This window comes from Kineosporia sp. R_H_3 (assembly GCF_002198675.1).
GTDB lineage: Bacteria > Actinomycetota > Actinomycetes > Actinomycetales > Kineosporiaceae > R-H-3.
Map to the genome: position 1 here is coordinate 142235 of NZ_MWLL01000189.1, position 26019 is coordinate 168253.

Annotated in this window: 26 protein-coding genes; 14 read left to right on the forward strand and 12 right to left on the reverse strand. The window is 73.9% G+C overall.

Going from position 1 to position 26019, the window contains the following annotated elements:
- Positions 1-6: 6 nt before the first annotated feature.
- Positions 7-702 carry a 1-acyl-sn-glycerol-3-phosphate acyltransferase gene (locus ECOMGDLI_RS22355; protein WP_088319053.1) on the reverse strand — a complete coding sequence of 232 codons (696 nt, stop codon included), beginning with the start codon at positions 700-702 and terminating at the stop codon, positions 7-9.
- Between the two features lie 252 nt (positions 703-954).
- On the opposite strand from ECOMGDLI_RS22355, the gene ECOMGDLI_RS22360 reads away from it, so the two are divergent.
- The 6 genes from ECOMGDLI_RS22360 to ECOMGDLI_RS22385 all read left to right on the forward strand — a co-directional run bounded on the left by ECOMGDLI_RS22360 (position 955) and on the right by ECOMGDLI_RS22385 (position 7311).
- Positions 955-2535, forward strand: coding sequence for a lysine 5,6-aminomutase subunit alpha (locus ECOMGDLI_RS22360; protein ID WP_088319054.1), 1581 nt, complete (start codon positions 955-957; stop codon positions 2533-2535).
- The gene (locus ECOMGDLI_RS22365; RefSeq protein ID WP_088319055.1) at positions 2532-3320 is read left to right on the forward strand and encodes an OAM dimerization domain-containing protein; all 789 of its coding nucleotides are present in this window, start codon (positions 2532-2534) and stop codon (positions 3318-3320) included. Before ECOMGDLI_RS22360 ends, ECOMGDLI_RS22365 begins: the two co-directional genes overlap by 4 nt.
- Positions 3317-3718, forward strand: a complete 402-nt coding sequence (locus ECOMGDLI_RS22370; protein WP_088319056.1) for a hotdog domain-containing protein — start codon at positions 3317-3319, stop codon at positions 3716-3718. The genes ECOMGDLI_RS22365 and ECOMGDLI_RS22370 overlap by 4 nt, the downstream gene beginning before the upstream one ends.
- Before the next feature lie 466 nt (positions 3719-4184).
- Positions 4185-5882 carry an apolipoprotein N-acyltransferase gene (gene lnt / locus ECOMGDLI_RS22375; protein ID WP_088319057.1) on the forward strand — a complete coding sequence of 566 codons (1698 nt, stop codon included), beginning with the start codon at positions 4185-4187 and terminating at the stop codon, positions 5880-5882.
- Entirely contained in the window at positions 5879-6673 is a 795-nt protein-coding gene (locus ECOMGDLI_RS22380; RefSeq protein ID WP_088319058.1) for a polyprenol monophosphomannose synthase, read from the forward strand. Before lnt ends, ECOMGDLI_RS22380 begins: the two co-directional genes overlap by 4 nt.
- Complete coding sequence (locus tag ECOMGDLI_RS22385) at positions 6670-7311, forward strand: FxsA family protein (RefSeq protein ID WP_088319059.1); 642 nt, start codon at positions 6670-6672, stop codon at positions 7309-7311. Before ECOMGDLI_RS22380 ends, ECOMGDLI_RS22385 begins: the two co-directional genes overlap by 4 nt.
- Positions 7312-7432: 121 nt before the next feature.
- Here ECOMGDLI_RS22385 and ECOMGDLI_RS22390 read toward each other — a convergent pair whose 3' ends face one another.
- The 7 genes from ECOMGDLI_RS22390 to ECOMGDLI_RS22420 form a co-directional block, all read right to left on the reverse strand.
- On the reverse strand, positions 7433-7783 hold the full coding sequence (locus ECOMGDLI_RS22390) for an RNA polymerase-binding protein RbpA (RefSeq protein WP_088319060.1): 351 nt from the start codon (positions 7781-7783) through the stop codon (positions 7433-7435).
- 172 nt (positions 7784-7955) lie between these two features.
- Entirely contained in the window at positions 7956-9392 is a 1437-nt protein-coding gene (locus tag ECOMGDLI_RS22395) for an MFS transporter (protein WP_088319061.1), read from the reverse strand.
- A gap of 142 nt (positions 9393-9534) precedes the next feature.
- The gene (locus ECOMGDLI_RS35450; RefSeq protein WP_088319062.1) at positions 9535-10827 is read right to left on the reverse strand and encodes a D-alanyl-D-alanine carboxypeptidase family protein; all 1293 of its coding nucleotides are present in this window, start codon (positions 10825-10827) and stop codon (positions 9535-9537) included.
- 191 nt (positions 10828-11018) lie between these two features.
- Positions 11019-12188: a cation diffusion facilitator family transporter gene (locus tag ECOMGDLI_RS22405; RefSeq protein ID WP_088319063.1), complete on the reverse strand. Its 1170-nt coding sequence runs from the start codon at positions 12186-12188 to the stop codon at positions 11019-11021.
- The gene (locus ECOMGDLI_RS22410) at positions 12185-12553 is read right to left on the reverse strand and encodes a metalloregulator ArsR/SmtB family transcription factor (protein ID WP_304441411.1); all 369 of its coding nucleotides are present in this window, start codon (positions 12551-12553) and stop codon (positions 12185-12187) included. Before ECOMGDLI_RS22410 ends, ECOMGDLI_RS22405 begins: the two co-directional genes overlap by 4 nt.
- Positions 12554-12641: 88 nt before the next feature.
- A complete protein-coding gene (locus ECOMGDLI_RS22415) occupies positions 12642-14207 on the reverse strand; it encodes a methyl-accepting chemotaxis protein (RefSeq protein ID WP_088319065.1) in 1566 nt (521 codons plus the stop codon).
- A 190-nt stretch (positions 14208-14397) separates the two neighbouring features.
- A complete protein-coding gene (locus ECOMGDLI_RS22420) occupies positions 14398-16014 on the reverse strand; it encodes a DUF6056 family protein (RefSeq protein ID WP_088319066.1) in 1617 nt (538 codons plus the stop codon).
- A gap of 98 nt (positions 16015-16112) precedes the next feature.
- Between ECOMGDLI_RS22420 and ECOMGDLI_RS22425 the strand changes: the two genes are divergently transcribed.
- From ECOMGDLI_RS22425 to ECOMGDLI_RS22445, 5 genes are read left to right on the forward strand one after another with little or no spacing between them, the layout of a single operon-like run.
- Positions 16113-17213, forward strand: a complete 1101-nt coding sequence (locus ECOMGDLI_RS22425; RefSeq protein WP_088319115.1) for a glycosyltransferase family 2 protein — start codon at positions 16113-16115, stop codon at positions 17211-17213.
- Complete coding sequence (locus tag ECOMGDLI_RS22430; protein ID WP_088319067.1) at positions 17210-17668, forward strand: GtrA family protein; 459 nt, start codon at positions 17210-17212, stop codon at positions 17666-17668. Before ECOMGDLI_RS22425 ends, ECOMGDLI_RS22430 begins: the two co-directional genes overlap by 4 nt.
- Positions 17665-18117 (forward strand): helix-turn-helix transcriptional regulator, encoded by a 453-nt coding sequence (locus tag ECOMGDLI_RS22435; protein WP_088319068.1) that lies wholly within the window; start codon positions 17665-17667, stop codon positions 18115-18117. The genes ECOMGDLI_RS22430 and ECOMGDLI_RS22435 overlap by 4 nt, the downstream gene beginning before the upstream one ends.
- A 4-nt stretch (positions 18118-18121) precedes the next feature.
- Positions 18122-18535 (forward strand): VOC family protein, encoded by a 414-nt coding sequence (locus tag ECOMGDLI_RS22440; protein WP_088319069.1) that lies wholly within the window; start codon positions 18122-18124, stop codon positions 18533-18535.
- Between the two features lie 41 nt (positions 18536-18576).
- Positions 18577-20904 (forward strand): excinuclease ABC subunit UvrA, encoded by a 2328-nt coding sequence (locus ECOMGDLI_RS22445; protein ID WP_088319070.1) that lies wholly within the window; start codon positions 18577-18579, stop codon positions 20902-20904.
- 78 nt (positions 20905-20982) lie between these two features.
- Here ECOMGDLI_RS22445 and dapA read toward each other — a convergent pair whose 3' ends face one another.
- Entirely contained in the window at positions 20983-21897 is a 915-nt protein-coding gene (dapA, locus tag ECOMGDLI_RS22450; protein ID WP_088319071.1) for a 4-hydroxy-tetrahydrodipicolinate synthase, read from the reverse strand.
- A gap of 72 nt (positions 21898-21969) precedes the next feature.
- Between dapA and ECOMGDLI_RS22455 the strand changes: the two genes are divergently transcribed.
- On the forward strand, positions 21970-22908 hold the full coding sequence (locus ECOMGDLI_RS22455) for a LysR family transcriptional regulator (RefSeq protein WP_088319072.1): 939 nt from the start codon (positions 21970-21972) through the stop codon (positions 22906-22908).
- A gap of 100 nt (positions 22909-23008) precedes the next feature.
- Here ECOMGDLI_RS22455 and ECOMGDLI_RS22460 read toward each other — a convergent pair whose 3' ends face one another.
- Genes ECOMGDLI_RS22460 through ECOMGDLI_RS22470 form a run of 3 tightly spaced genes read right to left on the reverse strand, consistent with a single transcriptional unit; the run spans position 23009 to position 24307 of the window.
- On the reverse strand, positions 23009-23464 hold the full coding sequence (locus ECOMGDLI_RS22460; RefSeq protein ID WP_088319116.1) for an SRPBCC domain-containing protein: 456 nt from the start codon (positions 23462-23464) through the stop codon (positions 23009-23011).
- Positions 23465-23489: 25 nt separating this feature from the next.
- Positions 23490-23852 carry a helix-turn-helix domain-containing protein gene (locus ECOMGDLI_RS22465; RefSeq protein WP_088319073.1) on the reverse strand — a complete coding sequence of 121 codons (363 nt, stop codon included), beginning with the start codon at positions 23850-23852 and terminating at the stop codon, positions 23490-23492.
- On the reverse strand, positions 23849-24307 hold the full coding sequence (locus tag ECOMGDLI_RS22470) for an SRPBCC family protein (RefSeq protein WP_088319074.1): 459 nt from the start codon (positions 24305-24307) through the stop codon (positions 23849-23851). The genes ECOMGDLI_RS22465 and ECOMGDLI_RS22470 overlap by 4 nt, the downstream gene beginning before the upstream one ends.
- 132 nt (positions 24308-24439) lie before the next feature.
- Here ECOMGDLI_RS22470 and ECOMGDLI_RS22475 point away from each other — a divergent pair, with 132 nt between their 5' ends.
- The gene (locus ECOMGDLI_RS22475) at positions 24440-25207 is read left to right on the forward strand and encodes an ABC transporter ATP-binding protein (RefSeq protein ID WP_088319075.1); all 768 of its coding nucleotides are present in this window, start codon (positions 24440-24442) and stop codon (positions 25205-25207) included.
- Between the two features lie 9 nt (positions 25208-25216).
- Positions 25217-25978 (forward strand): ABC transporter permease, encoded by a 762-nt coding sequence (locus ECOMGDLI_RS22480; protein WP_088319076.1) that lies wholly within the window; start codon positions 25217-25219, stop codon positions 25976-25978.
- Positions 25979-26019 lie beyond the last annotated feature (41 nt).

Below are 26019 nucleotides of genomic sequence, written 5' to 3' on the forward strand. Positions count from 1 at the left end.
CCGCCGTCACGCGACGGGGTCGTCGTCCTCGGCGGGGCGCTCGTTGTAGACCCCGGCCTGCTCCTGCGGCGACATCGCGCAGATCGCGTCCATGACGGCGTCGGTGATCTCGCGCCGGGCCTTGCCGGCGCCGCCGGACGCGGCGACCTTCTCGACCCACGGCGTCGGGTCGACGACGGGGGCGAACTGGACCCGGACGGGGCGGATCCGCAGCCGCTTCGAGCCGATCGGCTGGACGTCGTTCGTGCCGGTCACGCAGACGGGCACGATCGGCGCACCCGACTCCAGCGCGAGCCAGCCGACGCCGGTTTTCCCGCGGTAGAGCCGCCCGTCGCGGGAGCGGGTGCCCTCGGGGTAGATCCCGAACGCGTGGCCCTCGCGCAGCACGCCGAGCGCGGTCTCCAGGGAGGCCATCGAGTCCCGTGCGGCGTCCCGGCGCACGGGGACGGCGTCCACGGCGCGGAAGAAGACGGCGTTGAGGCGGCCGAGGAGGGTGCGCCCCTCGAAGTACTCGGCCTTCGCGAGGAAGCGCACGCGGCGCGGCACGCAGAGGGGGATGACGACGCTGTCGACGAACGACAGGTGGTTGCTCGCGACGATCACGGGGCCTTCGCGGGGGATGTTCTCCAGACCGCTGACCTTCGGACGCCAGAACACCCGGAACACGAAGAGGACGACCCAGCGTGCGAGCCGGTACGTCATCGCGCCCCTTCCGTCCGTCGGGCGCGCAGCCGTCGGCCCGCCCGGGATGACGCGTGCGGACGGCGCCATCGCGCCGTCGCCCGCGACGCACCGACCCTATCGGGCGCGTCCGCACGGACCCGTCCGCGCACGCGTGCCGCCGGACATACGGCACAGCCTCCCCGCAGCATCTTTCGCCGGGAGGCATGTTTCGGCGAGAATGTTCACGCCCCGAGGCTCGCAGCCTGAGAACTTACGCAGGAAGGTCCGTCCATGCCGCGCTCGAGCGCCCCGACGACGCTACGGCTCGACCCCGTCGTCGTCCGCAAGGCCCGCTCGCTGGCGCGTCGCGCCGGCGCCCCCGTCGTCAAGCTCGCCCGCACCCACACGACCGTCTCCGTCGAGCGGGCGACACTGCGCCTCGCCGGCCTCGCGGGCGCGGACGTCGAGCGCGTGCCGTGGGTGAACCACCTCGTCGACGCGGTCCGCGCCGGAGCCGGTCTCGAGCACGGCGTCGCGCTGCCGGTCTGGGACGCCCTCCTGCGCGGCGAGGCCGACGACCTGCTCACGCTCGCCCAGAAGGCGGCCGCCGGCTCGGTGTCGTTCCGGGTGCCCGAGGGCCGGGACGCCGTCCGCGCCAGCAAGGCCGCCCGGGCCTCGGTCTCCACCGGCATCCGCCGCGTCGACGCCTCCCGCACGACCCGCGAGCGGCTCGTCAAGCGGCTCGGCGACCCGGCGCAGCGGCCGTGGATCTACCTCATCGTCGCGACCGGCGACATCTACGAGGACATCCCGCAGGCGCAGAACGCGGCCCGCGAGGGCGCCGACGTCATCGCCGTCATCCGCTCGACCGGGCAGAGCCTGCTCGACTACGTCCCCGAGGGCGCGACCCGCGAGGGCTACGCCGGCACCTACGCGACGCAGGAGAACTTCCGGCTCATGCGGGCCGCCCTCGACGACGTCTCGAAGGAGCTCGGGCGGTACGTCCGCCTGACGAACTACGCGTCGGGGCTCTGCATGCCGGAGATCGCGGCCCTCGCCGGCCTCGAGCGGCTCGACATGATGCTCAACGACTCGATGTACGGGATCCTCTTCCGCGACATCAACCCGGTGCGCACCTTCGTCGACCAGCGCTTCAGCCGCCAGGTCCACGCCCGCGCCGGGATCATCATCAACACCGGCGAGGACAACTACCTGACGACCGCGGACGCCGTCGACGCCGCGCACACGGTCACGGTGAGCCAGCTCCTCAACGAGTACTTCGCCAAGGAGGCGGGGCTGCAGGACTGGCAGCTCGGTCTCGGCCACGCCTTCGAGATCAACCCCGACCTCCCCGACTCGTTCCGGCTCGAGCTCGCGCACGCCCTGCTCGCCCGGACCCTCTTCCCGGACGCGCCGCTCAAGTGGATGCCGCCGACGAAGCACATGACGGGCGACGTCTTCCGCGGCTACCTGCTCGACGGCTTCTTCAACCTCGCGGGCGCGATGACCGGCCAGGGCATCCTCCTCGTCGGGATGATGACGGAGGCCGTCGTCACGCCGTGGCTGTCCGACCGCGACCTCGCGCTGCAGAACGTCCGCTACGTGCTCAACGCCGCGAGCGGGCTCACCGAGGACTTCCGGCCGCCGCCCGACGGGTTCATCCAGACCCGGGCCCGGCAGGTGCTCTCCGAGGCCGTCGACCTGCTCGAACGGGTCGTCGACGACACGCTGCTCGAGGCGATCGCCGACGGCACCTTCGGTCTCATGAAGCGCCCGGCGGACGCCGGCAAGGGCCTGGACGGCGTCGTCAGGCGGGCCGGGGGATACCTCAACCCGGCCGTGGACCTCCTCGAGGAAGGGGCGACCCGATGACCGCGAAGAAGGCGGACGTCGTCCGGCCCTACGGCGACACCACCGGCGACGGCATGGTCCAGGTCTCCTTCACCCTGCCCGTGCCGCACTCCAAGCGCGCCGAGGGCGCCGCGGCCCAGCTCGCGGAGAAGATGGGGATCTCGCCCGCGCTCGTCGTCCACAGCAAGCCGATGGGCCCGGACTTCACGTTCTTCGTCGTCTACGGCCCGGTGCACCACCTCGTCGACCTCTCCGCCGTCCACGTCGTCGAGCGGGAGTACCCCCTGCTGTCGGCGAAGGAGGTCAACGCCGCGGTGAAGTCCCGCCTGCGCCGCAAGCTCGTCGTCGTCGGCGCCTGCATCGGCACGGACGCGCACACGGTGGGCATCGACGCGATCCTCAACATCAAGGGGTTCGCGGGGGAGAAGGGCCTGGAGTACTACCGGGAGATCCGGGTCGTGAACCTCGGAGCGCAGGTGCTCGTGCCCGACCTCGTCGAGCGGGCGCGGGCGGAGAAGGCGGACGCCGTCCTCGTCTCGCAGGTCGTCACGCAGAAGGACGCCCACCTGCACAACAGCCGCGAGATGTCCGCGGCGTTCCGCGAGGCCTACCCGGCGGGCAGACGCCCGCTGCTCGTCGTCGGCGGCCCGCGGTTCGCCGAGGGCGCCGCGGCCGACCTCGGCGTCGACCGGGTCTTCGGCAAGGGGACGACGCCCGGCGAGGTCGCGTCGTACCTCGTCCACGCCCTGCTGCCGGCCCCGGCCCCCGCCGCGGCCGCACGCCCGACCGGAAGGAAGTCCGCATGACCACCCCGCCGGACCCGCGCCTCGGGCTCACCGTCGTGCACCGTCGGTACGTGCCGTACGCGCACGCCCACTACGCCGGCAACCTCGTCGACGGCGCCTACTCGCTCGCCGCCTTCGGGGACGTCGCGACCGAGGTCTGCATCCGCACCGACGGCGACGAGGGGCTGTTCGCGTCGTACTCCGACGTCCAGTTCCTCGCCCCGGTCCGGGCCGGGGACGTCCTCGAGATCGAGGCCCGGGTGACCCGGGTCGGACGGCGCAGCCGGGAGATCGCGTTCGAGGCGCGGGTCGTCTGCCGGGGCCGCCCGGACCGCTCGGCCTCGGCCGCCGACGTCCTCGCTCCGCCGCTCGTCGCGACGACGGCGACGGGCACGGTCGTCGTCCCGCCGCCGGACTGAGCACACTCCGGACGTCGACCGGCGGACGATCTGCGGACGGCGGGACCTCGGTCCGCGGTCCCGGCCCGGCCGACGGCGACACGCCGTCCACGGATCGGAACATCATGATCCACGAGGCCGCCGACACAACCCCGGTGACCTGCGACGTTGCGCATCCGTGCAGGTCAGGGGCCGGTTGACAGCCCGGCGCCGGGGACTAGGTTTCTAGGGCAGGCCGTCCCACGACCGACGGCCGTGCACGCCGGTGACGACGAAGGACACGGGCCAGGGGCCAGCCGAGGGGCTCCACGGCCAGGTCCCGCATCCTTCGCGACGGCGGCGCGGCCGCGAGCGGTGGGCAACGGACCGGGCCCGCACCACCCCGTAGACAACGTGGGCACCCTCGCAACCGACGAGGTCGTCCTCGGCCCGAAGGGTGGCGCGGGCCCGGTCCACACTCCGGCCCCCGGGCGTCTAGGCTTCCGGGGTGAGCGAATCCGCCGTCGCCGACCCCGAGGGTCCCGCCCTGGAGTCCGACGGTGCCGCGCCCCGGGTGAGCGTCACGCCACCCGGCGGCGCCGCGGACGAGACCGCCACCAGCGACGCGCCGCCCCTGCTCCTGGCCCGCCTCGCGCTCGCCGTGACCTCCGGCGTCTGCCTGACGCTCGCCTTCCCGCGCTTCGACCTGTGGGCGCTGGCCCCTGTCGGCGTGGCCCTCCTGGCGCTCGCGGCCCGCGGCGTCCGGGCACGGCGCGGCGCCCTCCTCGGCCTCGTCGCCGGCCTGTCGTTCTTCCTGCCGCACCTGCACTGGTCCGGCATCTACGTCGGCGCCCTGCCCTGGACCGCCCTCGCGACCCTCGAGGCGCTCTTCGTCATGCTCATGGGCGCCCTGCTGCCGCTGGCCTGGCGGGCCCCCGGCGGCCGCGCCGGCACCGTCGCCGCGATCGCGGGGCTCTGGGTCGGCCAGGAGGCGCTGCGCGGCCGGGTGCCGTTCGGCGGCTTCCCGTGGGGGCGTCTGGCGTTCTCCCAGGCCGACTCGCCCGCGCTCGGCTGGGCCGCCCTCGGCGGCGCCGTCCTGCTCACCGCCGTCGTCGCCGCGTCCGGCGGTGCGCTCGCCGTCGCGGCCGTCGACCTGGCGGACCGCCGGGCGGCGACCACCGGCGTCGCCCGCCGCGTGCTCCGCGCCGTCCCGGCCCTCGCGGTCGCCCTCGCGCTGCCGCTGCTCGGCCTCGCGGTCCCGACGCCGACGGCGGGGGAGCGCAGCATCGACGTCGCGGCCGTCCAGGGGAACACCCCGACCGAGGGTCTCGACTTCAACGCCGAGCGCCGCGCGGTCCTCGACAACCACGCCGCAGCGACGATCGGCATGGCCGCACGCGCCGGTGCGGGCCGGGTGCCGCGGCCCGACCTCGTGCTGTGGCCGGAGAACGCGAGCGACATCGACCCGCTGCGCAACCCGGACGCCGCCCAGGTCATCCAGCGCGCGGTCGACGCCGTCGGTGTGCCGGTGCTCGTCGGGGCGGTCCTCGAGGAGCCGGTCGACCACCTGTCGAACGTCGGGATCCTGTGGGGCCCGACGGGGACGGCGCAGGCCGGCCCTGGCCAGACGTACGTCAAGCAGCACCCGGCGCCGTTCGGCGAGTACATCCCGTTCCGCTCGTTCTTCCGGAACTTCAGCGACAAGGTCGACCTCGTGCGTCGGGACTTCGTCGCGGGCACCCGGGTCGGCCTCATCCGCACGCCGGCCGCGACGCTCGGGGACGTCATCTGCTTCGAGGTGCTGTACGACGGGCTCGTCCGCGAGCCGGTCCTGCGCGGCGCCGACCTGCTCGTCGTCCAGACGAACAACGCGACGTTCGGCGAGACCGACGAGTCGGTCCAGCAGCTCGCGATGTCCCGGGTGCGGGCCGTCGAGAACGGCCGGTCCGTCGTCCACATCTCGACGGTCGGGGTGAGCGCCCTCATCACCCCGGACGGCCGGATGCTCGTGACGTCCGGGCACTTCACGCAGGAGGTCCTCCACGCCAACCTGCCGTTGCGGACCGACCTCACCCCCGCGACGCGGGCGGGTGTCTGGCCCGAGGTCGCGCTGAGCGCCCTGGGGCTCCTGCTCGTCGCCGGCGCCGCACTCCGTTCCCGGGGCCGTCGGTCCCGGCCCGTCGCCGCCCCCGAGGAGACCCCATGAGCGCGGCCGGCACCGGCAGGGTGCTCGTCGTCGTCCCGACGTACAACGAGAAGGAGAACCTCCCGAGGATCGTCGCCCGGGTCAGGGCGGCGGTCCCCGACGCGCACGTCCTGGTCGCCGACGACTCCAGCCCGGACGGCACCGGCCGGATCGCCGACGACCTCGCCGCCGCGGACGACCACGTCCACGTCCTGCACCGCCCCGGCAAGGCCGGCCTCGGCGCCGCGTACCTCGACGGGTTCGGCTGGGGCGTGCGCAACGGTTTCGACGTCCTCGTCGAGATGGACGCCGACGGCTCGCACCTGCCCGAGCAGCTGCCCGACCTGCTGGCGCGCATCGACGCCGGTGCCGACCTCGTGCTCGGCTCGCGCTACGTGCCCGGCGGCAGCGTCGTCAACTGGCCGCGGCACCGCGAGGTGCTCAGCCGCGGCGGCAACACGTACGTCCGGCTCGCCCTGGGGATCCCGCTGCGGGACGCCACCGGCGGGTACCGCGCGTTCCGGCGCACGGCCCTCGAGGCCCTCGGCCTCGCGGACGTCGCCTCCCAGGGCTACTGCTTCCAGGTCGACCTCGCCTGGCGCGCCGTGCGCGCCGGCCTGCGGGTCGAGGAGGTGCCGATCACGTTCGTCGAGCGGGAGACCGGCACGAGCAAGATGAGCCGCTCGATCGTCGCCGAGGCGCTCTGGCGGACGACGCAGTGGGGCGCCCGGCACCGGCTCGAGCAGCTCGCGGCGGTCGTCCGCCGGCACCCCGCGCGGTCCGACGCCGGGCACCAGGGGAGCGCAGGATGACCGCGGGCCCGGTCCGCGGGGAGCGGCCGGGCGGCCCTGCCCGGCGTCGTCCCGGCGCAGGGCGCTGGCTCCTCGCAGGGGCGCTGCTCCTGCCGGTCGTCGAGATCGCGGCCGCCGTCGCGGTGGCCGGCCGGATCGGTGCGGGCTGGACGGTCGTCGCGCTCGTCGCGCTGAGCGGCCTCGGCGTCGTCGTCCTGGGCCGCGCCGCCCGGGGCGCCGTCGCGGCGCTCGGGCCGGTCCCCGGGGCGCCCCCGGGCGCCGCTGCGACCGGCGCCGTCCCCGGCGCGTCCTCGGCCCGAGGCACGGACCTCGCGCTGGAAGCGACCGGCGGCGTCCTGCTCGCGCTGCCGGGCTTCGTCACCGCCGCGCTCGGTGCGCTCCTCCTGCTGCCCCCGGTGCGGCGGCTGCTGCGGCCGGCGCTCGGGGCCGGCGCGGCGCGCATCGTCCGGTCGGTCGTGCGCCGCGGCCAGGTGCGGGTCGTCAGCGGCGAGACGGTCGACGTGCGCGTCGTCGAGGTCCGGGACATCGAGGTCCGGGACGTCGACCCGGCCGCCCCGTCGACCGGCCCCGTCACCGATGCCGGGCCCGGGCGCCGGCCCGCGCTGCCCGGTGAGGTCGTCGAGCCCGACGAGCGCTGACGGCCGCGCCCGCCGTCCCCGCCCCGGATGCCGAAGACCCCGACACCGTTGAGGTGTCGGGGCCTTCGTGGTGCTGCGTCTGCCCGGTGCGGCTCGTCGGGCCTTCCGCCGGCCGGTGGCGTCAGGCGCTGCGGCGCTGGGTCAGCCGGCCGCTGCGCAGCAGCTCCAGCCGCTCGGCGAGGAGCTCCTCGAGCTCGGCGGTCGTCCGCCGCTCCATGAGCATGTCCCAGTGCGTGCGGGCCGGCTTCACGGGCTTGGCCTGCGGGATCTCGGCGTCCTCGCGGAGCGCCGTCGAACCGCAGCGGCACTCCCACAGGGCCGGGACGTCGGCCTCGACGGACATGGGCACGACCACGGTGTGGCCGTTGGGGCAGGTGTAGCGGATGTCCTGCCGCGCTGCGGGCTGGACTCCGTTGTCGCTCTCGAGGCTCTGGGCTCCCAGTCGGGTGCCGCGCATGCTCCGGTCGCTCATGGTCATCCTCCGGCGCGTCGGGATGGCGGTGCGAACCGCTCACTCAGTGTGGACAACGCGACGCAGGGGCGCGATGTTCCGTCGCCTACCTGGGAGAACCCTGTGAGTTGCGGCGCAGCCGGCCCGCCCGGCGGACGCGGTCGGTGATCGTCGCCCGGACCGGCGGCCCGGGTCAGACGACGGCCGGCACCGTGTTGCCGGCGTCCGTGATGCCCTGCCGGACATCGACCCGGGACAGCAGGACGCCACCGACCACGAAGAACACGACGAGGGCGACGATCGCGAGCCGGTACGAGTCGGTGACCTGCTGGACGACCCCGAAGAGCAGCGTGCCGAACCAGCTCGTCCCGCGCTCGGCCGCCTGGTAGAGGCTGAAGTACTCCGCCTCCCGGCCCCGCGGCACGAGCATCGAGTACAGCGACCGGGACAGCGCCTGGCTGCCGCCGAGGACCAGGCCGATGAGCACGGCGAGCGCGAGGAACAGGCCGAACCGGCGCTCGGGGAGGAAGTAGCCGATCCCGACGACGACGCACCACAGCACGAGGCTGGCGAGGATCGTCCGCCACGAACCGATCCGGGCCGCGACCTTGCCGAACCCGAGCGCGCCGAAGAAGCCGACGAACTGCACGAGCAGGATCGTGATGACGAGCTGCGAGGAGTCGAAGCCGAGCTCCTCCTGGCCGAAGATGCTCGACGCGGTGATGACGGTCTGGATGCCGTCGTTGAAGAACAGGTACGCGACGAGGAACAGCAGCGTGTTCGGGTAGCCGCGCAGGTGCCGCAGCGTCGCCCCGAGCTGCTTGAACGACTGGCCGACGAGGTTGCCCTCGCCGACCGGTTCGAGCGAGGCCGGCGGCCGGTCGCGCAGGCCCCGGTAGGGGATGAACGTGAACGCCGCCCACCAGATGCCGGCCGAGAGCAGGCTGATCCGGACGGCGGTCGTCGTCGACAGCCCGATGCCCTCGGCGAACGTCAGCAGGCCGAGGTTGACGGCGAGGAGCAGACCGCCGCCGAGGTAGCCGAGCGCCCAGCCCCGGCTGGAGACGCCGTCCCGCTCGTCGGGGGTCGCGATCTCGCAGAGGATCGCGTCGTAGACGACGAGGGAGCAGCCCAGGCACAGGCTCGCGACGAGCTGGAGCAGGACGCCGAGCTGCCAGTTGTCGCCCGCGACGAGGAACATCAGCCCGGCGGCGAGCGCCCCGCCCCAGGCGAACCGCGCCATGATCGTGCGCTTGCGGCCCGAGCGGTCCACGACGGCGCCGACGACCGGCAGCACGAGCGCGGAGACGAGGGTCGCGAACGTGACCGTGTAGAGCGCGAGCGACCCGGGGCTCACCGGGATGCCGAGGACGGACAGGTCGGTCGCGCAGCGCGCGTCGCTCGGCAGGTCGGGGCAGGCCGCCTTCTTCGCGACGACGGTGAGGTACGGGCCGAAGAGCACGGTCGCCGTCGTCGTGACGTAGGCGCTGTTCGCCCAGTCGTAGAAGTACCAGGCGCGCTGCTCGCGGCGCCGTTCGTCGGCCGGGACGAGCTCCGGAGCGCTGGGCTGGGTGGACACGGCCTGGGGGTCCCCTCTCGGCGGGGCGGCGGGCGCCGCGGTGCGAATCATGCCGCCTGGCGGGCCGCCGGGGGAGGCAGACGCGGCCGTCGGGACGGTGCGTCGCCGTCATCCTGCAGCGCACCGGGCGTGGCCGGGCTGAGCAGCGCTGCTCACCCCGCACCGGGACCCGGCGGCGCGCCGCCGTCCGGGCTCAGCCCGCGAACTCCCAGTGCCAGGGCTCGGGGCGGGAGCCGCTCGGCTCGGCCCACGCGGGGTGGAACCAGCCGAACTCGGGGGCGTGCCGGAGCATCCACCGGTGGGTCGGCGTCCCGAAGTCCTGGATGCCGCCGCACAGGTCGGTGGCCGTGCCCCAGCCGTGGTTGCTCGTGCCGGGGACGGCGGCCAGGTTCGGCTTGGTCGCGTAGAGCCGGACCTGGGTGGCGTAGTCGCGGTAGGAGTCGGTGACGCAGACCGGCTCGCCGAACTCCTGCGCGTAGGCCTGGCTGAGCCGGTTGAACGCGTAGGCGGCGTCGGCGCGCAGCCGGTGGCCGGACGTCCCCCAGACCGGGCAGAGCGCGGCGGCCGGGATCTCGCCGTTCGCGTAGAGCGAGGTGTCGCCGCCGCGGCAGTCGCCGACCTCGCCGGTCACGGCGTTCGAGCCGCTGCCGCCGCGGCCGCTGCGGGCCCGGGCCAGCGCCCGCGCCGCGGCGAGGTTGTTCGCCCGGGTCTCGGCGTCCGCCGCGGCGTCCTGCACCTGGGCCAGCTCGGTCTCGAGCGCGGTGAGGGTGTCGCGCTGGGCGGTGACGGCGGCGTCGGCGGCGTCCTTCGCGGCCTTCGCCGCGAGCGCGGCGTCCTGGGCCGCGGCCTGGGCCGTCGCGGCGGCCGACGCGACCTCGGCCTGGTGCGCGAGGGCGGCGGTGTAGTCGACGACGGCACGGCCCTTGCTGTTGCCGACCCGCTGCAGGTAGGTCTCGGCCCGGCCGAGGTCGTCCGTCGACCCGCCCTGCAGGATCGTCGCGAGGGCCGGGTTCGAGGCGAGGTCGCCGTCCCCGTACGCCGCCCGCGCCCAGCGCCCGAGGATCGCCTTCTGGGCCGCGAGCTCGAGCTGGGCCTGCAGGAGGAGCTGGTCCTGGCGGTCCGCCTCGAGCTGGGCGGTCCGGGCGGCGACGACCGCACCGCTGTACTGCTCGAGCGCGAGCGACGCCGTGGCGGTCGCGGCGTCGAGCTTCGCCTGCGCGTCGGTCACCGCGCCCTGGCGCCGGTTCACCTCGTCGAGGAGGGCCTGCGCCCGTTCACGCTCGGCCGCGACCTCCTCGGGGGAGGGCTCCGACTCGTCGCCGGCCTCGCCGGCGCTCGCGGTCGGGGACGCCGAGGGCGACCCGGCGGCCGCCGCGCGGTCGAGCCCGGGGGCCGCGGTGGCCGGGGGCACCAGCAGGAGCGCGGCGACGAGCGCCGCCGCCGGGGCCACCGCGAGCGCGGCCCCGAGCACCCGCCGTCCCGCCATGTCCTGCGCCCGCTCCCTGACCCGTCCCGATGCGCGGGTCCGCCCGCGCCGGAGCCGTACCGGTCTCCTACCCAGAAGAACGGCAGCCACCGGCGGATCGCGACCGGTCCGGGGTCACCTCACGCGCCTGAGGGGGTAGTTCCACCCGTTCGGAGCAGCGTCACGGGGCCTCCGCGGGCAGCCGGCGCGGGTCAGGGGTGCGGTGCGCCGGCCGGGACGTGCGTGCCGACCGGCACGGAGTGGCTCTCGGCACGGTGCATGCCGGCGGGCTCGACGTGGACGCTCACCGCGTCGAGGTTCGGCATCGCCGCGTGGACGGCGGCCGCGGCGCGGGTCGCGATGTCGTGCGCCGCGACGACGTCGAGCGTCGGGGCGACGCCGATGACGGCCTCGCCGCGCAGCCGGTGCCCGATCCAGCGCAGCCGGACCTCGTCGACGGACTCGACGCCCTCGACGTCCGCGAGCACCTGCTCCGCCTGCTCGGGCAGCGCCGGGTCGACGCCGTCGAGGAGGCGGCGGCCGACGTCCCGCACGGCACCGACGAGGACGCCGACGATCGCGACCGTGATGAGGAGCCCGACGATCGGGTCGGCGAGCGGGAAGCCGAGCCAGACCCCGAGGCCGCCCGCGACGACACCGAGCGACGTCCAGCCGTCGGTGCGCGCGTGCTGCCCGTCGGCGACGAGCGCCGCGGACCCGATCCGGCGGCCGACCCGGGTGCGGTAGATCGCGACGGCCTCGTTGCCGAGGAAGCCGATGACGCCCGCGCCGAGGACGGCGCCCAGGTGGGTCACGTCCTGCGGGTCGGCGAGCCGGCGGATGCTCTCCCACGCCGCGACGACGGCGGACAGCGCGATCATCACGACGATGAGCAGGCCGGCGAGATCCTCGACCCGGCCGAGACCGAAGGTGTAGCGCCGCGACGGCGGCCGGCGGACGAGGACGAACGCGACCCACAGCGGCAGCGCCGTGAGCGCGTCCGAGAGGTTGTGCACGGTGTCGGCGAGCAGCGCCACCGACCCGGACAGGACGACGACGACCCCCTGCGCCAGCGCGGTCACGAGGAGCACGACGAGGCTGATCTTCACGGCCCGGATGCCGTCCTCGCTCGACTCGAGCGCGGTGTCCGTCGACTGCGCGTGGTCGTGCGAGTGCGGGACGAGCAGGTGCCGCAGGCGCGCGACGACCCCGGTGCCCTCGGCGTGCGAGTGGTCGCCGTCGGGTCCGTGGTCGTGACCGTGGCCGCCGTGCTCGTGACCCTGCTCGCCGTGGTCGTGACCGTCGTGCTCGGCGTCCGCGTGGACGTGGTCCGTGTGCTCGTGCTCCGCGGGGGCGTGCTCGGCGTGGGCGTGCTCGGTCACCGCTCCTCCTCGAGGTGCTGGGCGTGGGCGACGACGTCCTCGACGAGCTCGCGGACGTGGTCGGTGGCGAGGCGGTAGTAGATCGACGTGCCCTCGCGCCGGGTGCGGACGAGGCCGCCGAGCCGCAGCTTGGCGAGGTGCTGGCTCACCGCGGGGGAGGGCCGCTCGACGAGCCGGCCGAGGTCGTTGACGGAGCGCTCGGCGTCCCGCAGGTGCCACAGCAGGTGCAGCCGGGTCTCGTCGGCGAGCAGCCGGAGGGTGCGGACGGCGTCCGCGCGGTGCGTCTCGTCGAGCCGGGTCAGGTCGTGACCGGGGCGCCGCGGCTCGCCGTCCCGGGGACGGACCACCTGCATATCTGCGGACATACGCAGATATTGAGATACGCGGGCGCATCCGTCAAGCCGGGGGAGCGGCCACGCACGGCGGCGTGGTCATCGCCCCCCGCTGCAGCGCTCAGAACCGGTAGCCCGCCAGCACCGTGCGCATCCGCTCGGCGGTCTGGGCGAGGCCGGACGCCGCGCCGGCCGTGCGCTCGGCGGTGTTCGAGGTCTGCTCGGCGGCCGAGGCGATGACCATGACGGAGCCGACGATGCCGCTCGCGTCCCGGGCGGCGACGTCGATGACCGACGCGACGTCCGTGCTGCTGCGGGCCTGCGCCTCGACGGCGGTCGCGATGTCGTGCTGGTGGGCGTTGATCTCACCGATGACCCGGGAGACCGTGCCGATGTCGGCGACGGCCTCCTCGACCTCGGACTGGATCGAGGCGATCCGGCTCGAGATGTCCTCGGTGGCGCGGCCGACCTCCTGCGCGAGGTCCTTGACCTCGTTGGCGACGACGGCGAAGCCCCGACCCGCCTCACCGGCGCGCGCGGCCTCGATCGTCGCGTTGAGCGCGAGCAGGCGGGTCTGGTCGGCGATCGAGCGGATCATCGCGGCGACCCCGGAGATCTGGCTGCTCGAGTCGCCGAGCCGGGTGATGGTGCGCGACGCGGCGTCCGCACCGTCGACCGCCCGCCGTCCGACGTCCGCCGCCGTCCCGGCGCTGCCGGCGATGTCCCGGGTCTGCGCCGAGACCTGCTCGATCCCCGAGGCGACCTCCTGCGCGCCGTCGGAGACGTGCGTCGCGAGGTCGACCGCCTCGCCGGCCTTGGCGCTGGTCTGCGCGGCGGAGCCGGACAGGTCGGTGCTCGACCGGCGCAGGTCCTCCACCGAGCCGGTGATGTCGGCGATGCAGGCCTGGACGACGTGGAACGCCTCCTGCACGGACTCCAGCGTCGCGTCGAGGGAGCGCCCGAGGTCGCCGAGCTCGTCGGCCGACTCCGAACGCACCCGCTCGAGGAAGTTGCCGCCCGAGACCTCCCCGAGGACCGCCCGCATCCGGCGCATCGGCCGCAGCACGGCCTGGGCCGTCACCCAGCACAGGCCGACGAACAGCGCGCTCGCGAGGACCCAGGCGACGGTGATCGTCAGGAGGGTGCGTCGGCCGGCGGCGGTGGCCCCGTCGCGCTCGGCGACGACGGCCTGTTCCATCGCCTCGTCGATCGCGCCGAGGGACTCCTCGAGCTCCCCGGCGAGCTCGAGGAACTCGGGCACCCGGGTCTGCGCGGCGGAGCGGTCCGTCGCCGCGGCGTCGATGATCTCGCCGGCGAGCGCGACGTAGGCCTCGATCCGCGGGCGCACCGCGGTGAAGCGGGGCACCAGGCCGGCGGGGGCGAGCGCCGCGGCGCGGTCGAACCTGTCGATCATCGTCGGGCCGTGGTCGGCGATCTCGACCGCTCCCAGCTCCTCGCGCTCGGCCTGCGTGCGTGCGACGAGCGCGGACATCACGTCGCCGCGGATGGCGTCGTGCATCATGTCCGCGTTCCACTGCTCGCTCATGCCCTGGCTGACCCGGGCCATCCGGTCGCTCGCAGAGCGCTGGGAGGTCGTCGCCTCCGCGGCGGCCACCGCCACGACGCCGACCGCGAGCGCGCCGACGGCGCCGATCAGGACGAACCGCTTGGCGATGCTGAGACGCACTGGCCGACACCTCCGTGACGCACGTGGCTCCGGGGGGACGTCGGCCGGGCTCACCCCTCGGCCGATCCGGAGGACGTCCCACGGGACGACGTTCTGGACATCGGCCCCTCCGCGGCACGGCTGTAGGCCGAACGCGTGGCCGAACGACCTGCGGGACCGTTCCCACGCGGCGACCGCCGCACCGGGCGGCTCAGCCCGGCGGGCTCTGCCGCACGGCCTGCGCAGGCCGGACGACGATCCGCACCGACGGGGGGAGGTCGTAGTAGAGCTTGTAGCGCGTCTCCCAGACCGAACCGACCGGGTCGCCGGAGTGGACGTAGGCGCGGAACGGCAGCGGGTCGACGGTGACGACGGACGCCCCGGCCCGGACCTGCACCCGGACGAGGTCGACACGCCGGTCGGCCGCGTCGTGGACGACGGTGTAGATCCCCAGCAGCCCGGTGAACAGGGCCGCGGCGATCGCCCCGATCGCCCACGCCCCCCACGTCGCGACGTCCCCGGCACGGCGACCGCCCGGCCGCCCGGGCACCCCGGCCGCGGAACGCTCCTCGGCCACCGTCTCCGCGAGCAGCGTCGCCGCGACGAGGACCATGAGCAGGTACGTCGGGTAGAAGCAGCGCGGCCCGATCGGGCGGACGACGGCCAGCGGCGCCGCGACGACGGCCACGGACAGCACGGCCACGACGAGCACCGCCCGCCGGGCGGGGTCCGCGACGAGCAGGACGCCGGCGAGCAGGAGGCTGCCGAGCAGCAGGACGGCCACCAGGCCCGAGAGGTTGCGGACCGGCGCCGGGAGCGTCGCGGCCGCGGCCGCCTGGCGCAGCGTCGTCGCGAGGACGAGCGCACCGACCGCGGGCAGGACGACGGTCAGCGTCACCGCACGCCCCCGTCCGCGCCGCCGCGCGGCCGCGGCCACGAGAACGACGAGGACGACGAGAGCCGCGTCGAGCCACACGTTCACCCCGACGAGCCAGCCGCAGACCACACCGAGGACGACGTCGACGAGTGATGCACCCGTGTCGCCGGCCGTCGCGACGCCCTGGTACGCGTCCGCACCGGACGCCACCCCGCGGTAGGCCTGGTTGGAGAACATCAGGACCGCGCCGGCGACGATGCCGACCGCCCAGGCGGCCCCCTCGCCGCTCAGACCCCGGCCGCGGAGCGCGTGGACGACGAGGAAGGAGATGCTCGCGAGCACGAGGTACGTCGTCACGTGCTCCATGAAGAGCGCCGCCGCGAAACCGCCGAGGACGACGAACGGGAACCGCACCGCACGCGGCAGCGGTCGTGGGCGTCCGTCCCAGAGCGCCCGGGCCGCGTGCAGGTAGACGAGCATCCCCAGCCCGGCGAGCGCGTAGTTCGAGAAGCCCGACAGCCATGCGACCGACTGCCGGAAGACCTCGACCGGCATGGCCACGAGCAGCAGGGTGACGAGGGCGTAGCGCAGCGGTGTCCGCCGACCGGCGAGGTCGACGAGCAGCCAGACGGTGAGGACGACGACCCCGCCGACGACGAGCGGTGTCAGCGGGCCGGCACGGGTGAGCGCCAGGACGGCGAGGTTGCCGGCCCAGCGGCCGTTGTACCCGTCGAACAGGGTGTCGAGCCGGTCGGTGCCGATCGACGAGCCCCAGGCCCAGTCGTCACCGCTCACGGGGAACCGTGACGCGAGCACGCTCCAGGCGACCAGGAGCACCGCGAGCAGGAGCCGCTCGCCCGGGAACGCCCCGCCCAGGAGCCGGCCGCTGATGCCTGGCCGCGTCCCCGGGACCTCAGGCGCGACGACGTCCAGCGTGTCCGTTCTCGTCACCGTCAACCCCCGGTGCGCCCCGGCCGGACCCGACCGCATCTGTGCGGAGGAACGTCACGGTGGGAACGCACATCGGGAATGTACTCTTATGGGCCGTGATGCCCGTAGAAACCGACACAAAAGGTGTGGCGCTGCCGGTCGCCCTGTCCGCAGTCGTGCCCTGCTACAACGAGGAGGGAAACCTCGAGCGGCTGCTCGAGGCGCTGTCCGCCGCCCTCACGCAGGTCCAGCCGGACCACGAGATCGTTCTCGTCGACGACGGCAGCCGCGACGCGACGCTGCGCCTCATGCGCGAGGCCGCCGAACGGGACCCACGCGTCCGCTACGTCGCACTGAGCCGCAACTTCGGCAAGGAGTCGGCGATGCTCGCCGGGCTGTCGCGCGCCCGTGGCCGGGCCGTGGCCATCCTCGACGCGGACCTGCAGCACCCGCCCGAGCTCCTCTCGCGGATGATCCCGCTGCTCGCCCAGGGGTTCGACCAGGTCGTCGCCCGCCGGACGCGCACCGGGGACGCCGCGGTGCGTTCGGTGCTGTCGCGCCTGTACTACCGGGTGGTCAACCGGCTCGTGGACGTCGAGCTGGAGAACGGCGTGGGCGACTTCCGGCTCCTCAGCCGGACGGCCGTCGACGGGCTGCTGAGCCTGGGGGAGTCCAACCGCTTCTCCAAGGGCCTCTTCGCCTGGATCGGCTACGACGTCGCCGTCGTCGACTACGAGAACGTCGCGCGGACGGCCGGCGAGAGCCACTGGCGTCTGCGCGACCTCGTCAACTACGCCATCGACTCGGTGCTCTCCTTCAACACCAAGCCGCTGCGCCTCGCGATCCACGTCGGGCTCGCGACCACCGCCGTCGCCGTGCTCTACGGGTTCTGGGTGCTCGCAGCGGCGCTGCTCAACGGCAACCCCGTCCCCGGCTACGTGACGACGATCGCCGCGGTCGTCGGGCTGGGCGGCATCCAGATGATGCTCCTCGGGGTCACCGGCGAGTACCTCGGCCGGATCTACGTCGAGACCAAGCAGCGGCCGCACTTCCTCGTCAAGGAGACGAACTGCCCCGGCAGGCCCGACCGGGTCGCCGTCCGCCCCGCGATCGACCTCCGGAGCGGCCCGGGGGACCGGGTGACCGGCTCGCTGGTCGTGGACCTCGACGCCGGCCGCCGGCGCGAGCAGGTCGCGGCGCCGGGCGACCGCCGGGCATGACGGCTCCCGCCCAGGGCGACCCGACGCTGGGCGCCGCCCCGGCCGTGCCGACGGGCTCCCGCCGCGCCGGGCTCGCGCGGTTCGTGCGCTTCGGTGGGGTCGGTGTCGTCAACACGGCGACCTACTACGGCACCTATCTCGCGGTGCACCTCGTCGCCCCGTACCTCGTGGCCCACGCCGCCGGTGTCGTCGTGTCGGTCGTCGGCTCGTACTTCCTGAACTGCCGCTTCACGTTCCACGTCCGGCCGAGCCTGCGCACGTTCCTGCTCTTCCCGCTGTCGAGCGTGACGAACGTCGTCGTCACCACGCTGGGGCTGCCGTTCGCCGTCGAGGTCCTCGGCATCGACGACCGGGTCGCCCCGGTCCTCGTGCAGCTCACGGCCCTCCCGGTGACGTACGTCGTCGCGCACACAGTGATGCGCGGCCGGTCCGGCATGGCAGCATCACCGTCGTGACGACCGGGGCGGACGCCGAGCAGCAGCACCTGCGCGACCTCGCGCGGCTGCGGCGCGTCCGGGACCGGATGGACCGGGAGTACACCCAGCCGCTCGACGTCGAGGCCCTGGCCCGCGGGGTGAGCATGTCGGCGGGCCACCTGAGCCGGGAGTTCAAGCGCGCCTACGGCGAGTCGCCGTACGCCTATCTCATGACCCGCCGGATCGAGCGTGCGATGGCGCTGCTGCGGCGGGGCGACCTGTCGGTCACGGAGGTCTGCTTCGCCGTCGGCTGCTCGTCGCTGGGCACGTTCAGCACCCGCTTCACCGAGCTGGTCGGGGTCCCGCCGAGCACCTACCGCGCGCAGCACGCGGAGGCGACGCAGGGCATGCCGTCGTGCGTCGCCAAGCAGGTCACGAGACCGGTCAGGAATCGAGAAGCGCCCGTCTCCCGCACCCCCCTAGCCTGACCGCATGGACATCAGCATCCACTCGAGCTTCCTCCCGCACACCGACCCGGAGGCCTCGCTCGCGTTCTACCGCGACACCCTCGGGTTCGAGGTCCGTCAGGACGTCGGCTACGCCGGCATGCGCTGGATCACGGTCGGCCCGGCCGGGCAGCCCGGCACGCCGTCCGTCGTCCTCTTCCCGCCGGGGGCCGACCCGGGGGTCACCGACGACGAGCGCCGCACGATCACCGAGATGATGGCCAAGGGCACCTACGCCTCGATCCTGCTCTCGACGCCCGACCTCGACGCGACGTTCGAGAAGCTGCAGGCCGGCGACGTCGAGATCGTCCAGGAGCCGACCGACCAGCCGTACGGCGTCCGCGACTGCGCCCTGCGGGACCCGGCCGGCAACATGGTCCGCATCCAGGAACGGCGCTGACCCCGCAGGCGGCGGCCGCGCACGTCGCGGACCGCCACGACATGATCCGGGTGCACGGCGCGCGGGAGAACAACCTCAAGGACGTCAGCGTCGAGATCCCCAAGCGGCGCCTCACGGTGTTCACCGGAGTGTCGGGCTCCGGAAAGAGTTCCCTGGTCTTCAGCACGATCGCCGCCGAGTCGCAGCGGATGATCAACGAGACCTACAGCACCTTCGTCCAGGGTTTCATGCCGACGCTGGCCCGCCCCGACGTCGACGTCCTCGACGGGCTGACGACGGCGATCATCGTCGACCAGGAGCGGATGGGTGCCGACCCCCGGTCCACCGTCGGCACCGCGACCGACGCGAACGCGTTGCTGCGCATCCTGTTCAGCCGGCTCGGGCAGCCGCACATCGGCTCGCAGCAGGCGTTCTCCTTCAACGTCGCGTCCGTGAGCGGCGCGGGGGCGGTGACCTTCGAGCGGGCCGGGCGGACGACGAAGGAGCGGCGCAGCTTCAGCATCCTCGGCGGGATGTGCTCGCGGTGCGAGGGCCGCGGCTCCGTCAACGACTTCGACCTCACCGCGCTCTACGACGACACCAAGTCGCTCAACGAAGGCGCGCTGACGATCCCCGGCTACAGCATGGAGGGCTGGTACGGCCGCATCTACCGCGGCTGCGGCTACTTCGACCCGGACAAGCCGATCCGCAAGTACACGAAGAAGGAGCTCGACGACCTGCTCTACCGGGAACCGACGAAGATCAAGGTCGAGGGGATCAACCTCACCTACTCGGGACTGGTCCCGGCGATCCAGAAGTCGTTCCTGTCCAAGGACGTCGACGCGATGCAGCCGCACATCCGCGCCTTCGTCGAGCGGGCGATCACGTTCACGACGTGCCCGGACTGCGCCGGCACCCGGCTCAACGAGACGGCCCGGTCGTCGCGGATCGCCGGCACGAACATCGCCGAGGCGTGCGCGATGCAGATCAGCGACCTCGCCGAATGGGTCGGCGGCCTCGACGAGCCGTCGGTCGCACCCCTGCTCGCCGGTCTGCGGCACACGCTCGACTCGTTCGTCGCGATCGGGCTGGGCTACCTCTCGCTGGACCGGCCGTCGGGCACGCTCTCGGGCGGCGAGGCGCAGCGCACGAAGATGATCCGGCACCTCGGGTCGTCGCTCACCGACGTCACGTACGTCTTCGACGAGCCGACGATCGGGCTGCACCCGCACGACGTCCAGCGGATGAACGCCCTGCTCCTGCAGCTGCGCGACAAGGGCAACACGGTCCTCATGGTCGAGCACAAGCCGGAGGCCATCGCGATCGCCGACCACGTCGTCGACCTCGGCCCCGGAGCCGGGTCCGCCGGTGGTCAGGTGATGTTCGAGGGCACCGTCGAGGGCCTGCGGCACAGCGCCACGGTGACCGGCAAGCACCTCGACGACCGGGCGAGGCTCAAGGCCGCCGTGCGGACGGCGTCCGGCGTGCTCGAGGTCCGCGGCGCCGCCACGCACAACCTCAGGGACGTCGACGTCGACCTCCCGCTCGGGGTGCTCGTCGTCCTCACCGGGGTCGCCGGATCGGGCAAGAGCTCGCTGGTGCGCGGGTCGGTGTCCGGGCGGGACGGCGTCGTCACGGTGGACCAGGGCGCGATCCGCGGCTCGCGGCGGAGCAACCCCGCCACGTACACCGGTCTGCTCGAGCCGATCCGCAAGGCGTTCGCCAAGGAGAACGGTGTGAAGCCCGCGCTGTTCAGCGCGAACTCGGAGGGGGCGTGCCCGGGCTGCAACGGGGCCGGCGTCGTCTACACCGATCTCGGGGTCATGGCCGGGGTCGCCATCACGTGCGAGGCCTGCGAGGGCAGGCGTTTCGACGGATCGGTGCTGGAGTACACCTTCGGCGGCAAGGACATCAGCGAGGTGCTCGCGATGCCCGTCGACGAGGCGCTCGCGTTCTTCGGCGCCGGCCCGGCCCGGCTGCCGGCCGCGCAGGCGATCCTCGCGCGGCTGGCCGACGTCGGCCTGGGCTACCTCACCCTCGGCCAGCCGCTCACGACGCTGTCCGGTGGCGAACGGCAACGGATCAAGCTCGCGACGCACCTGGGGGAGAAGGGCGGCGTCTACGTGCTCGACGAGCCGACGAGCGGCCTGCACCTCGCCGACGTCGAGCAGCTCCTCGCCCTGCTCGACCGGCTCGTCGACTCCGGGAAGTCGGTCATCGTCATCGAGCACCACCAGGCGGTCATGGCGCACGCGGACTGGATCGTCGACCTCGGGCCGGGGGCCGGCCACGACGGCGGCCGCGTCGTCTTCGAGGGCACCCCGGCCGACCTCGTCGCCGCCCGGTCGACGCTCACCGGGCAGCACCTCGCGGCGTACGTCGGCGGCTGACCACCCCGCTCATGCTCGCGCCGGGTACCGTTCCGGCCGCTGTCCCGGGTCGTTCCCGGTACCTGGCGCGAGCACGGGTCACGCTCGTGCGGCGAGGGCCTCCCGGAGCTGGCGGACGTCGTCCGGGGACGCAGGCAGCAAGGGCAGCCGGACCGACGCCTGCGGGAGGACGCCGAGCCCGACGAGCGCGGCCTTGGCCGTGACGGCGCCGGGGGAGGAGCCCATGACGGCACGGACGAGAGGGGTCAGCCCCGCCTGGACGGCGCGGGCGGTGTCGAGGTCGCCGCGGCGGACGGCGTCCACGAGGGCCGCGACGCGGTCGGGGACGACGTTCGCGACGACGCTGAGCACCCCGGTGGCACCGCACGCGAGGTACGGCAGGTTCAGCTCGTCGATGCCGCAGTAGTACGCGAGCGACGTGCGGTCCATGACGGACATCGCCTCGAACAGGTCGCCCTTGGCGTCCTTGACCGCGAGGATCCGCGGGTGCCGCGCGAGGTCGACGAGGGTCGCCTCGGCCATCGCGAGCCCGGTGCGGGCCGGGACGTCGTAGAGCATGACGGGCAGGTCGGTCGCGTCGGCCACCGCGAGGCAGTGCGCGACGACACCGGCCTGGGTGGGCCGGGAGTAGTAGGGGCAGACGAGGAGCAGGGCGTCCGCCCCGGCCGCCTCCGCCGCGCGGGCCCGGCGGACGCTCGCCGCGGTGTCGTACGTGCCGACGCCGGCGACGACCCGGGCCCGGCCGGCGACCCGGGCGAGCACGGCCTCGATGAGGGCCACGGTCTCGTCGTCGGTGAGGGTCGGCGCCTCGCCCGTGGTCCCGGCGACGACGATGCCGTCGCAGCCGCCGGCGAGCAGGTGCTCGACGAGGGCGAGGACGGCGGGCTCGTCGACGGAGCCGTCGGGGCGCATTGGGGTCACCATGGCGACGAGCGCGGTGCCGAAGATCGACCCGGCCGGGTGCCGGACGTCGGGGGAGCGGTGGTCGGTCATGGCTGGATCGTGGGCGGCCCGACCCGTGCGGTCCAGCGATGGTTTCTGGCCGGTACCGCGTAGCGTGGCTTCATGATGGACGTCGGCGCCCTGCGCGCCCTCCAGACGGTCGCCGCCCTCGGCACGCTGGCCCGCGCGGCCGACGAGCTCGGGTTCACCCCGTCGGCGGTGTCCCAGCAGATCAAGCGGTTGGAGCGCCAGGTCGGCGCCCCGGTGCTCGCACCGGCGGGGCGCGGCGTCGTGCTCACCCCGGCCGGCCGGGCCGTCGTCGACGCGGCGCCCGCGGTGTTCCAGGCCCTCGAACGCTGCACCGAGGCCGGCCGGTCGGTGGCTCGGGGCGCACCGCGCGGCACCCTGCGCGTCGTCGCCTTCTCGACCGCGATCCGCGGCCTCGTCGCACCCGTCGTCCCGCAGCTGTCGCGACAGTGCCCGGACCTGCGCCTGGAGGTCACCGAGCAGGACCCGGACCCGGCGCTGCGCAGCGTCGAGGCCGGCGCGGCCGACCTGGCCGTCGTCCACGACGCCGACGGGCTGCCGGCGTCGCTGCCCGAGTCCCTCACCGGACGCCACCTGATGACCGACGTCGGCGACGTCGTCGTGCACCGCGGCCACCGGCTGGCCGCCCTGGACCGGCCGGTCACCGCCGCCGACCTCACCGGCGACGCGTGGGTGACGAGCCCGCCGGGCAGCGTGTGCCACCAGTGGTTCCGGCGGCTCGTCGCCGACGTGCCCGGCGAGCCCGACGTCCGGCACCGGGTCGACGACTTCGCCACGCAGCTGGCGCTCGTCGCGTCCGGCGAGGTCGTCGCACTGGTCCCGCGGCTGGCGCGGCCGCCGCTGGCCGACGACCTCGTCGCCGTCCCGCTGGCCCGTCCGCCGCGTCGTGAGGTGCACGCCGCGTGGCGGCGCAGCGCCGACACGAGCCCGGCGATCAGAGCAGCTCTCGCGGAGCTGACGCCCGACCCCGCTCATGCTCACGCCCAGTACCGTTCCGGGCAGCATCCAGCCTGACTTCCGGTACCCACCGCGAGCATGAGCGGGCTTGATGTTGGACGCCGATAATGCACATTATGTCAATCCAGCGTTCGGAGACCCTCTCCCCGGCGGCTGTTCAGTGCCAGTCGCTGATCTGGACGTCGCGGGGCGCAGGCGCACCCGCACCGTTCTCCACCAACGACTTCAGGCTCATGAGGAACGAGCCCCACTTCGTGCTGCAGTGGTGCATGAAGTCGCCGGGCTCGGCCCAGCCGCGGTGCGCGAACCGGACGATCGTCCAGTCGCCGTCCTGATGCAGGTCCCAGTCGACCGTCGTCCCGACCCACTCCGGCGGGCCGTCGACGACGCGCCACCGGAGCCGCTCGGGCGGCGTGGCCTCGACGACCTCCATGTCGAAGCCGCCCACCGGCGGGAACCGGAACTCGACCACGCCGCCCGCGCTCGCGGCGTCGCCACGGGCGGCCGTGTCCTCGGTCCACCAGCCGGCGAGGCCGTCCACCGTCGTCAGCGCGTCGTACACGGCAGCCGGGGCCGCCGCGTGGACGCCGACCCTGTGCAGGATGTCCACCATCTCGTCCACTCCCCTGGTTCCTTGATCATGTGGCTTCTTGATCGTTCCGGGCGACCTGGATCGCCTCCGCGATGCGCTTGATCCGCCGGAGGCGGGCGTCCCACGCCGACCCCACGGACGCCAGCTGCGCGACCGCGCGCGCGAGCTGGGCGTCGTCCACCCGGTAGCGCCTCTCCCGGCCGGCCGGCGTCCCGTGGACGAGGCCGACCCGGTCGAGGACGCCGAGGTGCTTGGCGACCGCCTGCCGGGTGACCGGCAGCTGCTGGCTGAGACTGGTCGCCGTCCCGGCACCCTCGAGGAGCAGCAGGTCGAGCAGCCGGCGCCGGGTCGGGTCGCCGATCGCCGACCACAGGTCGTCGTCGACGGCCTCGGCGACCGCCGTCGTCACGGCCGCACGACCAGCGTCGCGACGTAGGGCACGATCCGCGGCAGGAAGTAGGACCAGCCCTCGACGTGCTCGGCGTACTGCTGCTCCAGGACCGCGACCTCCCAGCCCATCTCGCGGAAGCCGGTCTCGGTCATCCGCAGCCGCGTCCCGGTGCCGGACGGCGTCAGGTCGAACGTGACGAGCAGGGAGTTGCCCTCCGCGGCGGTCTCGCCGGCCGGGTGCGTCCAGCGGAAGACGAAGGTGGACGGCGGTCGCGCGTCGACGACGGTGAGCTCCACCACCGCTCCCCCGCCGTCGCGCTCGAAGACGATCTGACCGCTCGAGCCCGGCGTCGGGTCGTAGCGCGCGTCGTCCGGCCACCAGTGCTTGAGGTGGTCGGGACTGCTCACCACCTCGTAGACGACCTCGGGCGACGCCTCGACGTAGATCTCCTGCTCGATGGTCCCGAGCTCCATGACCGCCTCCTGCAACGTTTGGTTGCATGTGAGGCTAGACCGGGGCGCGGCGATACGCAACCACTAGTTGCATGAAAGTCGCGGCGACGAGCGCTTGACCTTGACGCTGGGTCAGGGTTGCAGCCTGACGTCATGTCCACTGCACACGTCATCGAGACCGTCGGTCTCACGAAGTCCTACGGCGACCACCGCGTCCTGCGCGGCGTCGACCTCAGCGTCCCCCGGGGTTCGGTCCTCGCCCTGCTCGGCTCCAACGGTGCCGGCAAGACCACGGCGGTGAAGATCCTCGCGACGCTGCTGAAGGCCGACGGCGGGACCGCGACCGTCAACGGCCACGACGTCGCCACCCGGGCGGCCGACGTCCGGGCGTCGATCAGCCTCACGGGCCAGTTCGCGGCCGTCGACGAGGTCCTCACCGGGCGCGAGAACCTCGTGCTCGTCGCCCGGCTGCGCCGCGTCCCGGACGCCGGTGCGGTCGCCGACGGTCTGCTCGACCGGTTCGGGCTGACCGACGCGGCCGGGCGCAGGGTCGCGACGTACTCCGGCGGCATGCGCCGTCGGCTCGACATCGCGATGAGCCTCGTCGGCAGCCCGCCGGTGCTGTTCCTCGACGAGCCGACGACCGGGCTCGACCCGCAGTCGCGGCTCGAGGTCTGGCGGACCGTCCGCGACCTCGCCGGTCAGGGCATCACCGTGCTGCTCACGACGCAGTACCTCGACGAGGCCGAGCAGCTCGCCGACCGGATCGCGATCCTCCACGAGGGCCGCATCATCGCCGACGGCACGCTCGCCGAGCTCAAGCGGCTGCTCCCCGCTGCCACGGTCGAGTACGTCGAGAAGCAGCCGACCCTCGAAGACGTCTACCTCGCGATCGTCGGTCACGACGGTCCCCGCCCGTAGGAGCCACCGATGCCCACCGCCTTCGTCCACGACAGCACCGTCCTGCTCGGTCGGTCCCTCCGGCACATCCTGCGCAGCCCGGACACCATCATCACCACGGCGATCACGCCGATCACGATGCTCCTGCTCTTCGTCTACGTCTTCGGCGGCGCGATCGACGTCGGGCGTGCGGCCTACGTCGACTACCTGCTCCCCGGGATCCTCCTCGTCACCGTCGCCTCCGGGATCGCCTACACCGCGTTCAGGCTCTTCACCGACGTCTCGAGCGGCATCTTCGAGCGGTTCCAGTCGATGCCGATCGCGCGCTCGGCCCTGCTGTGGGGGCACGTCCTCACGTCCGTCGTGGCGAACCTCGTGTCGCTCGTCCTCGTCGTCCTCGTCGCCCTGGCGATGGGCTTCCGGTCCGGCGCCGGGGTGCTCGCCTGGCTCGCGGTCCTCGGGATCATGCTGCTCTTCACGACGGCCCTGACCTGGCTGGCCGTCATCCCGGGGCTCACCGCGACGTCGGTCGACGGGGTGAGCGGGTTCTCCTACCCGCTCGTCTTCCTGCCGTTCGTCAGCTCGGCGTTCGTCCCCACCGCCGGCATGCCGGGACCGGTGCGCTGGTTCGCCGAGCACCAGCCGGTCACCCCGATCGTCGACACCCTCCGCGCCCTGCTCGCCGAGCAGCCGGTCGGCGACGGCCTCTGGACGGCGCTCGCCTGGTGCGTCGGGCTGCTCGTCGTGGCGTACGCGCTCGCGATGCGGATCCACCGCAGCAGGACGTCGTGACCCCGCCGCGACGACTGACACGCACGGTGGCCGGACGGACA

Coding starts and splice junctions, on each gene's coding strand:
- ECOMGDLI_RS22390 (WP_088319060.1), bottom strand. CDS start 7,783: ATGAGCGACCGGAGCATGCGCGGCACCCGACTGGGAGCCCAGAGCCTC.
- ECOMGDLI_RS22395 (WP_088319061.1), bottom strand. CDS start 9,392: ATGATTCGCACCGCGGCGCCCGCCGCCCCGCCGAGAGGGGACCCCCAG.
- ECOMGDLI_RS22355 (WP_088319053.1), bottom strand. CDS start 702: ATGACGTACCGGCTCGCACGCTGGGTCGTCCTCTTCGTGTTCCGGGTG.
- dapA (WP_088319071.1), bottom strand. CDS start 21,897: ATGACCGACCACCGCTCCCCCGACGTCCGGCACCCGGCCGGGTCGATC.
- ECOMGDLI_RS22380 (WP_088319058.1), top strand. CDS start 5,879: ATGAGCGCGGCCGGCACCGGCAGGGTGCTCGTCGTCGTCCCGACGTAC.
- ECOMGDLI_RS22360 (WP_088319054.1), top strand. CDS start 955: ATGCCGCGCTCGAGCGCCCCGACGACGCTACGGCTCGACCCCGTCGTC.
- ECOMGDLI_RS35450 (WP_088319062.1), bottom strand. CDS start 10,827: ATGGCGGGACGGCGGGTGCTCGGGGCCGCGCTCGCGGTGGCCCCGGCG.
- ECOMGDLI_RS22470 (WP_088319074.1), bottom strand. CDS start 24,307: ATGGAGCTCGGGACCATCGAGCAGGAGATCTACGTCGAGGCGTCGCCC.
- ECOMGDLI_RS22480 (WP_088319076.1), top strand. CDS start 25,217: ATGCCCACCGCCTTCGTCCACGACAGCACCGTCCTGCTCGGTCGGTCC.
- ECOMGDLI_RS22440 (WP_088319069.1), top strand. CDS start 18,122: ATGGACATCAGCATCCACTCGAGCTTCCTCCCGCACACCGACCCGGAG.
- ECOMGDLI_RS22430 (WP_088319067.1), top strand. CDS start 17,210: ATGACGGCTCCCGCCCAGGGCGACCCGACGCTGGGCGCCGCCCCGGCC.
- ECOMGDLI_RS22410 (WP_304441411.1), bottom strand. CDS start 12,553: ATGTCCGCAGATATGCAGGTGGTCCGTCCCCGGGACGGCGAGCCGCGG.
- ECOMGDLI_RS22365 (WP_088319055.1), top strand. CDS start 2,532: ATGACCGCGAAGAAGGCGGACGTCGTCCGGCCCTACGGCGACACCACC.
- ECOMGDLI_RS22385 (WP_088319059.1), top strand. CDS start 6,670: ATGACCGCGGGCCCGGTCCGCGGGGAGCGGCCGGGCGGCCCTGCCCGG.
- ECOMGDLI_RS22475 (WP_088319075.1), top strand. CDS start 24,440: ATGTCCACTGCACACGTCATCGAGACCGTCGGTCTCACGAAGTCCTAC.
- ECOMGDLI_RS22445 (WP_088319070.1), top strand. CDS start 18,577: ATGATCCGGGTGCACGGCGCGCGGGAGAACAACCTCAAGGACGTCAGC.
- ECOMGDLI_RS22455 (WP_088319072.1), top strand. CDS start 21,970: ATGATGGACGTCGGCGCCCTGCGCGCCCTCCAGACGGTCGCCGCCCTC.
- ECOMGDLI_RS22370 (WP_088319056.1), top strand. CDS start 3,317: ATGACCACCCCGCCGGACCCGCGCCTCGGGCTCACCGTCGTGCACCGT.
- ECOMGDLI_RS22425 (WP_088319115.1), top strand. CDS start 16,113: ATGCCCGTAGAAACCGACACAAAAGGTGTGGCGCTGCCGGTCGCCCTG.
- ECOMGDLI_RS22460 (WP_088319116.1), bottom strand. CDS start 23,464: ATGGTGGACATCCTGCACAGGGTCGGCGTCCACGCGGCGGCCCCGGCT.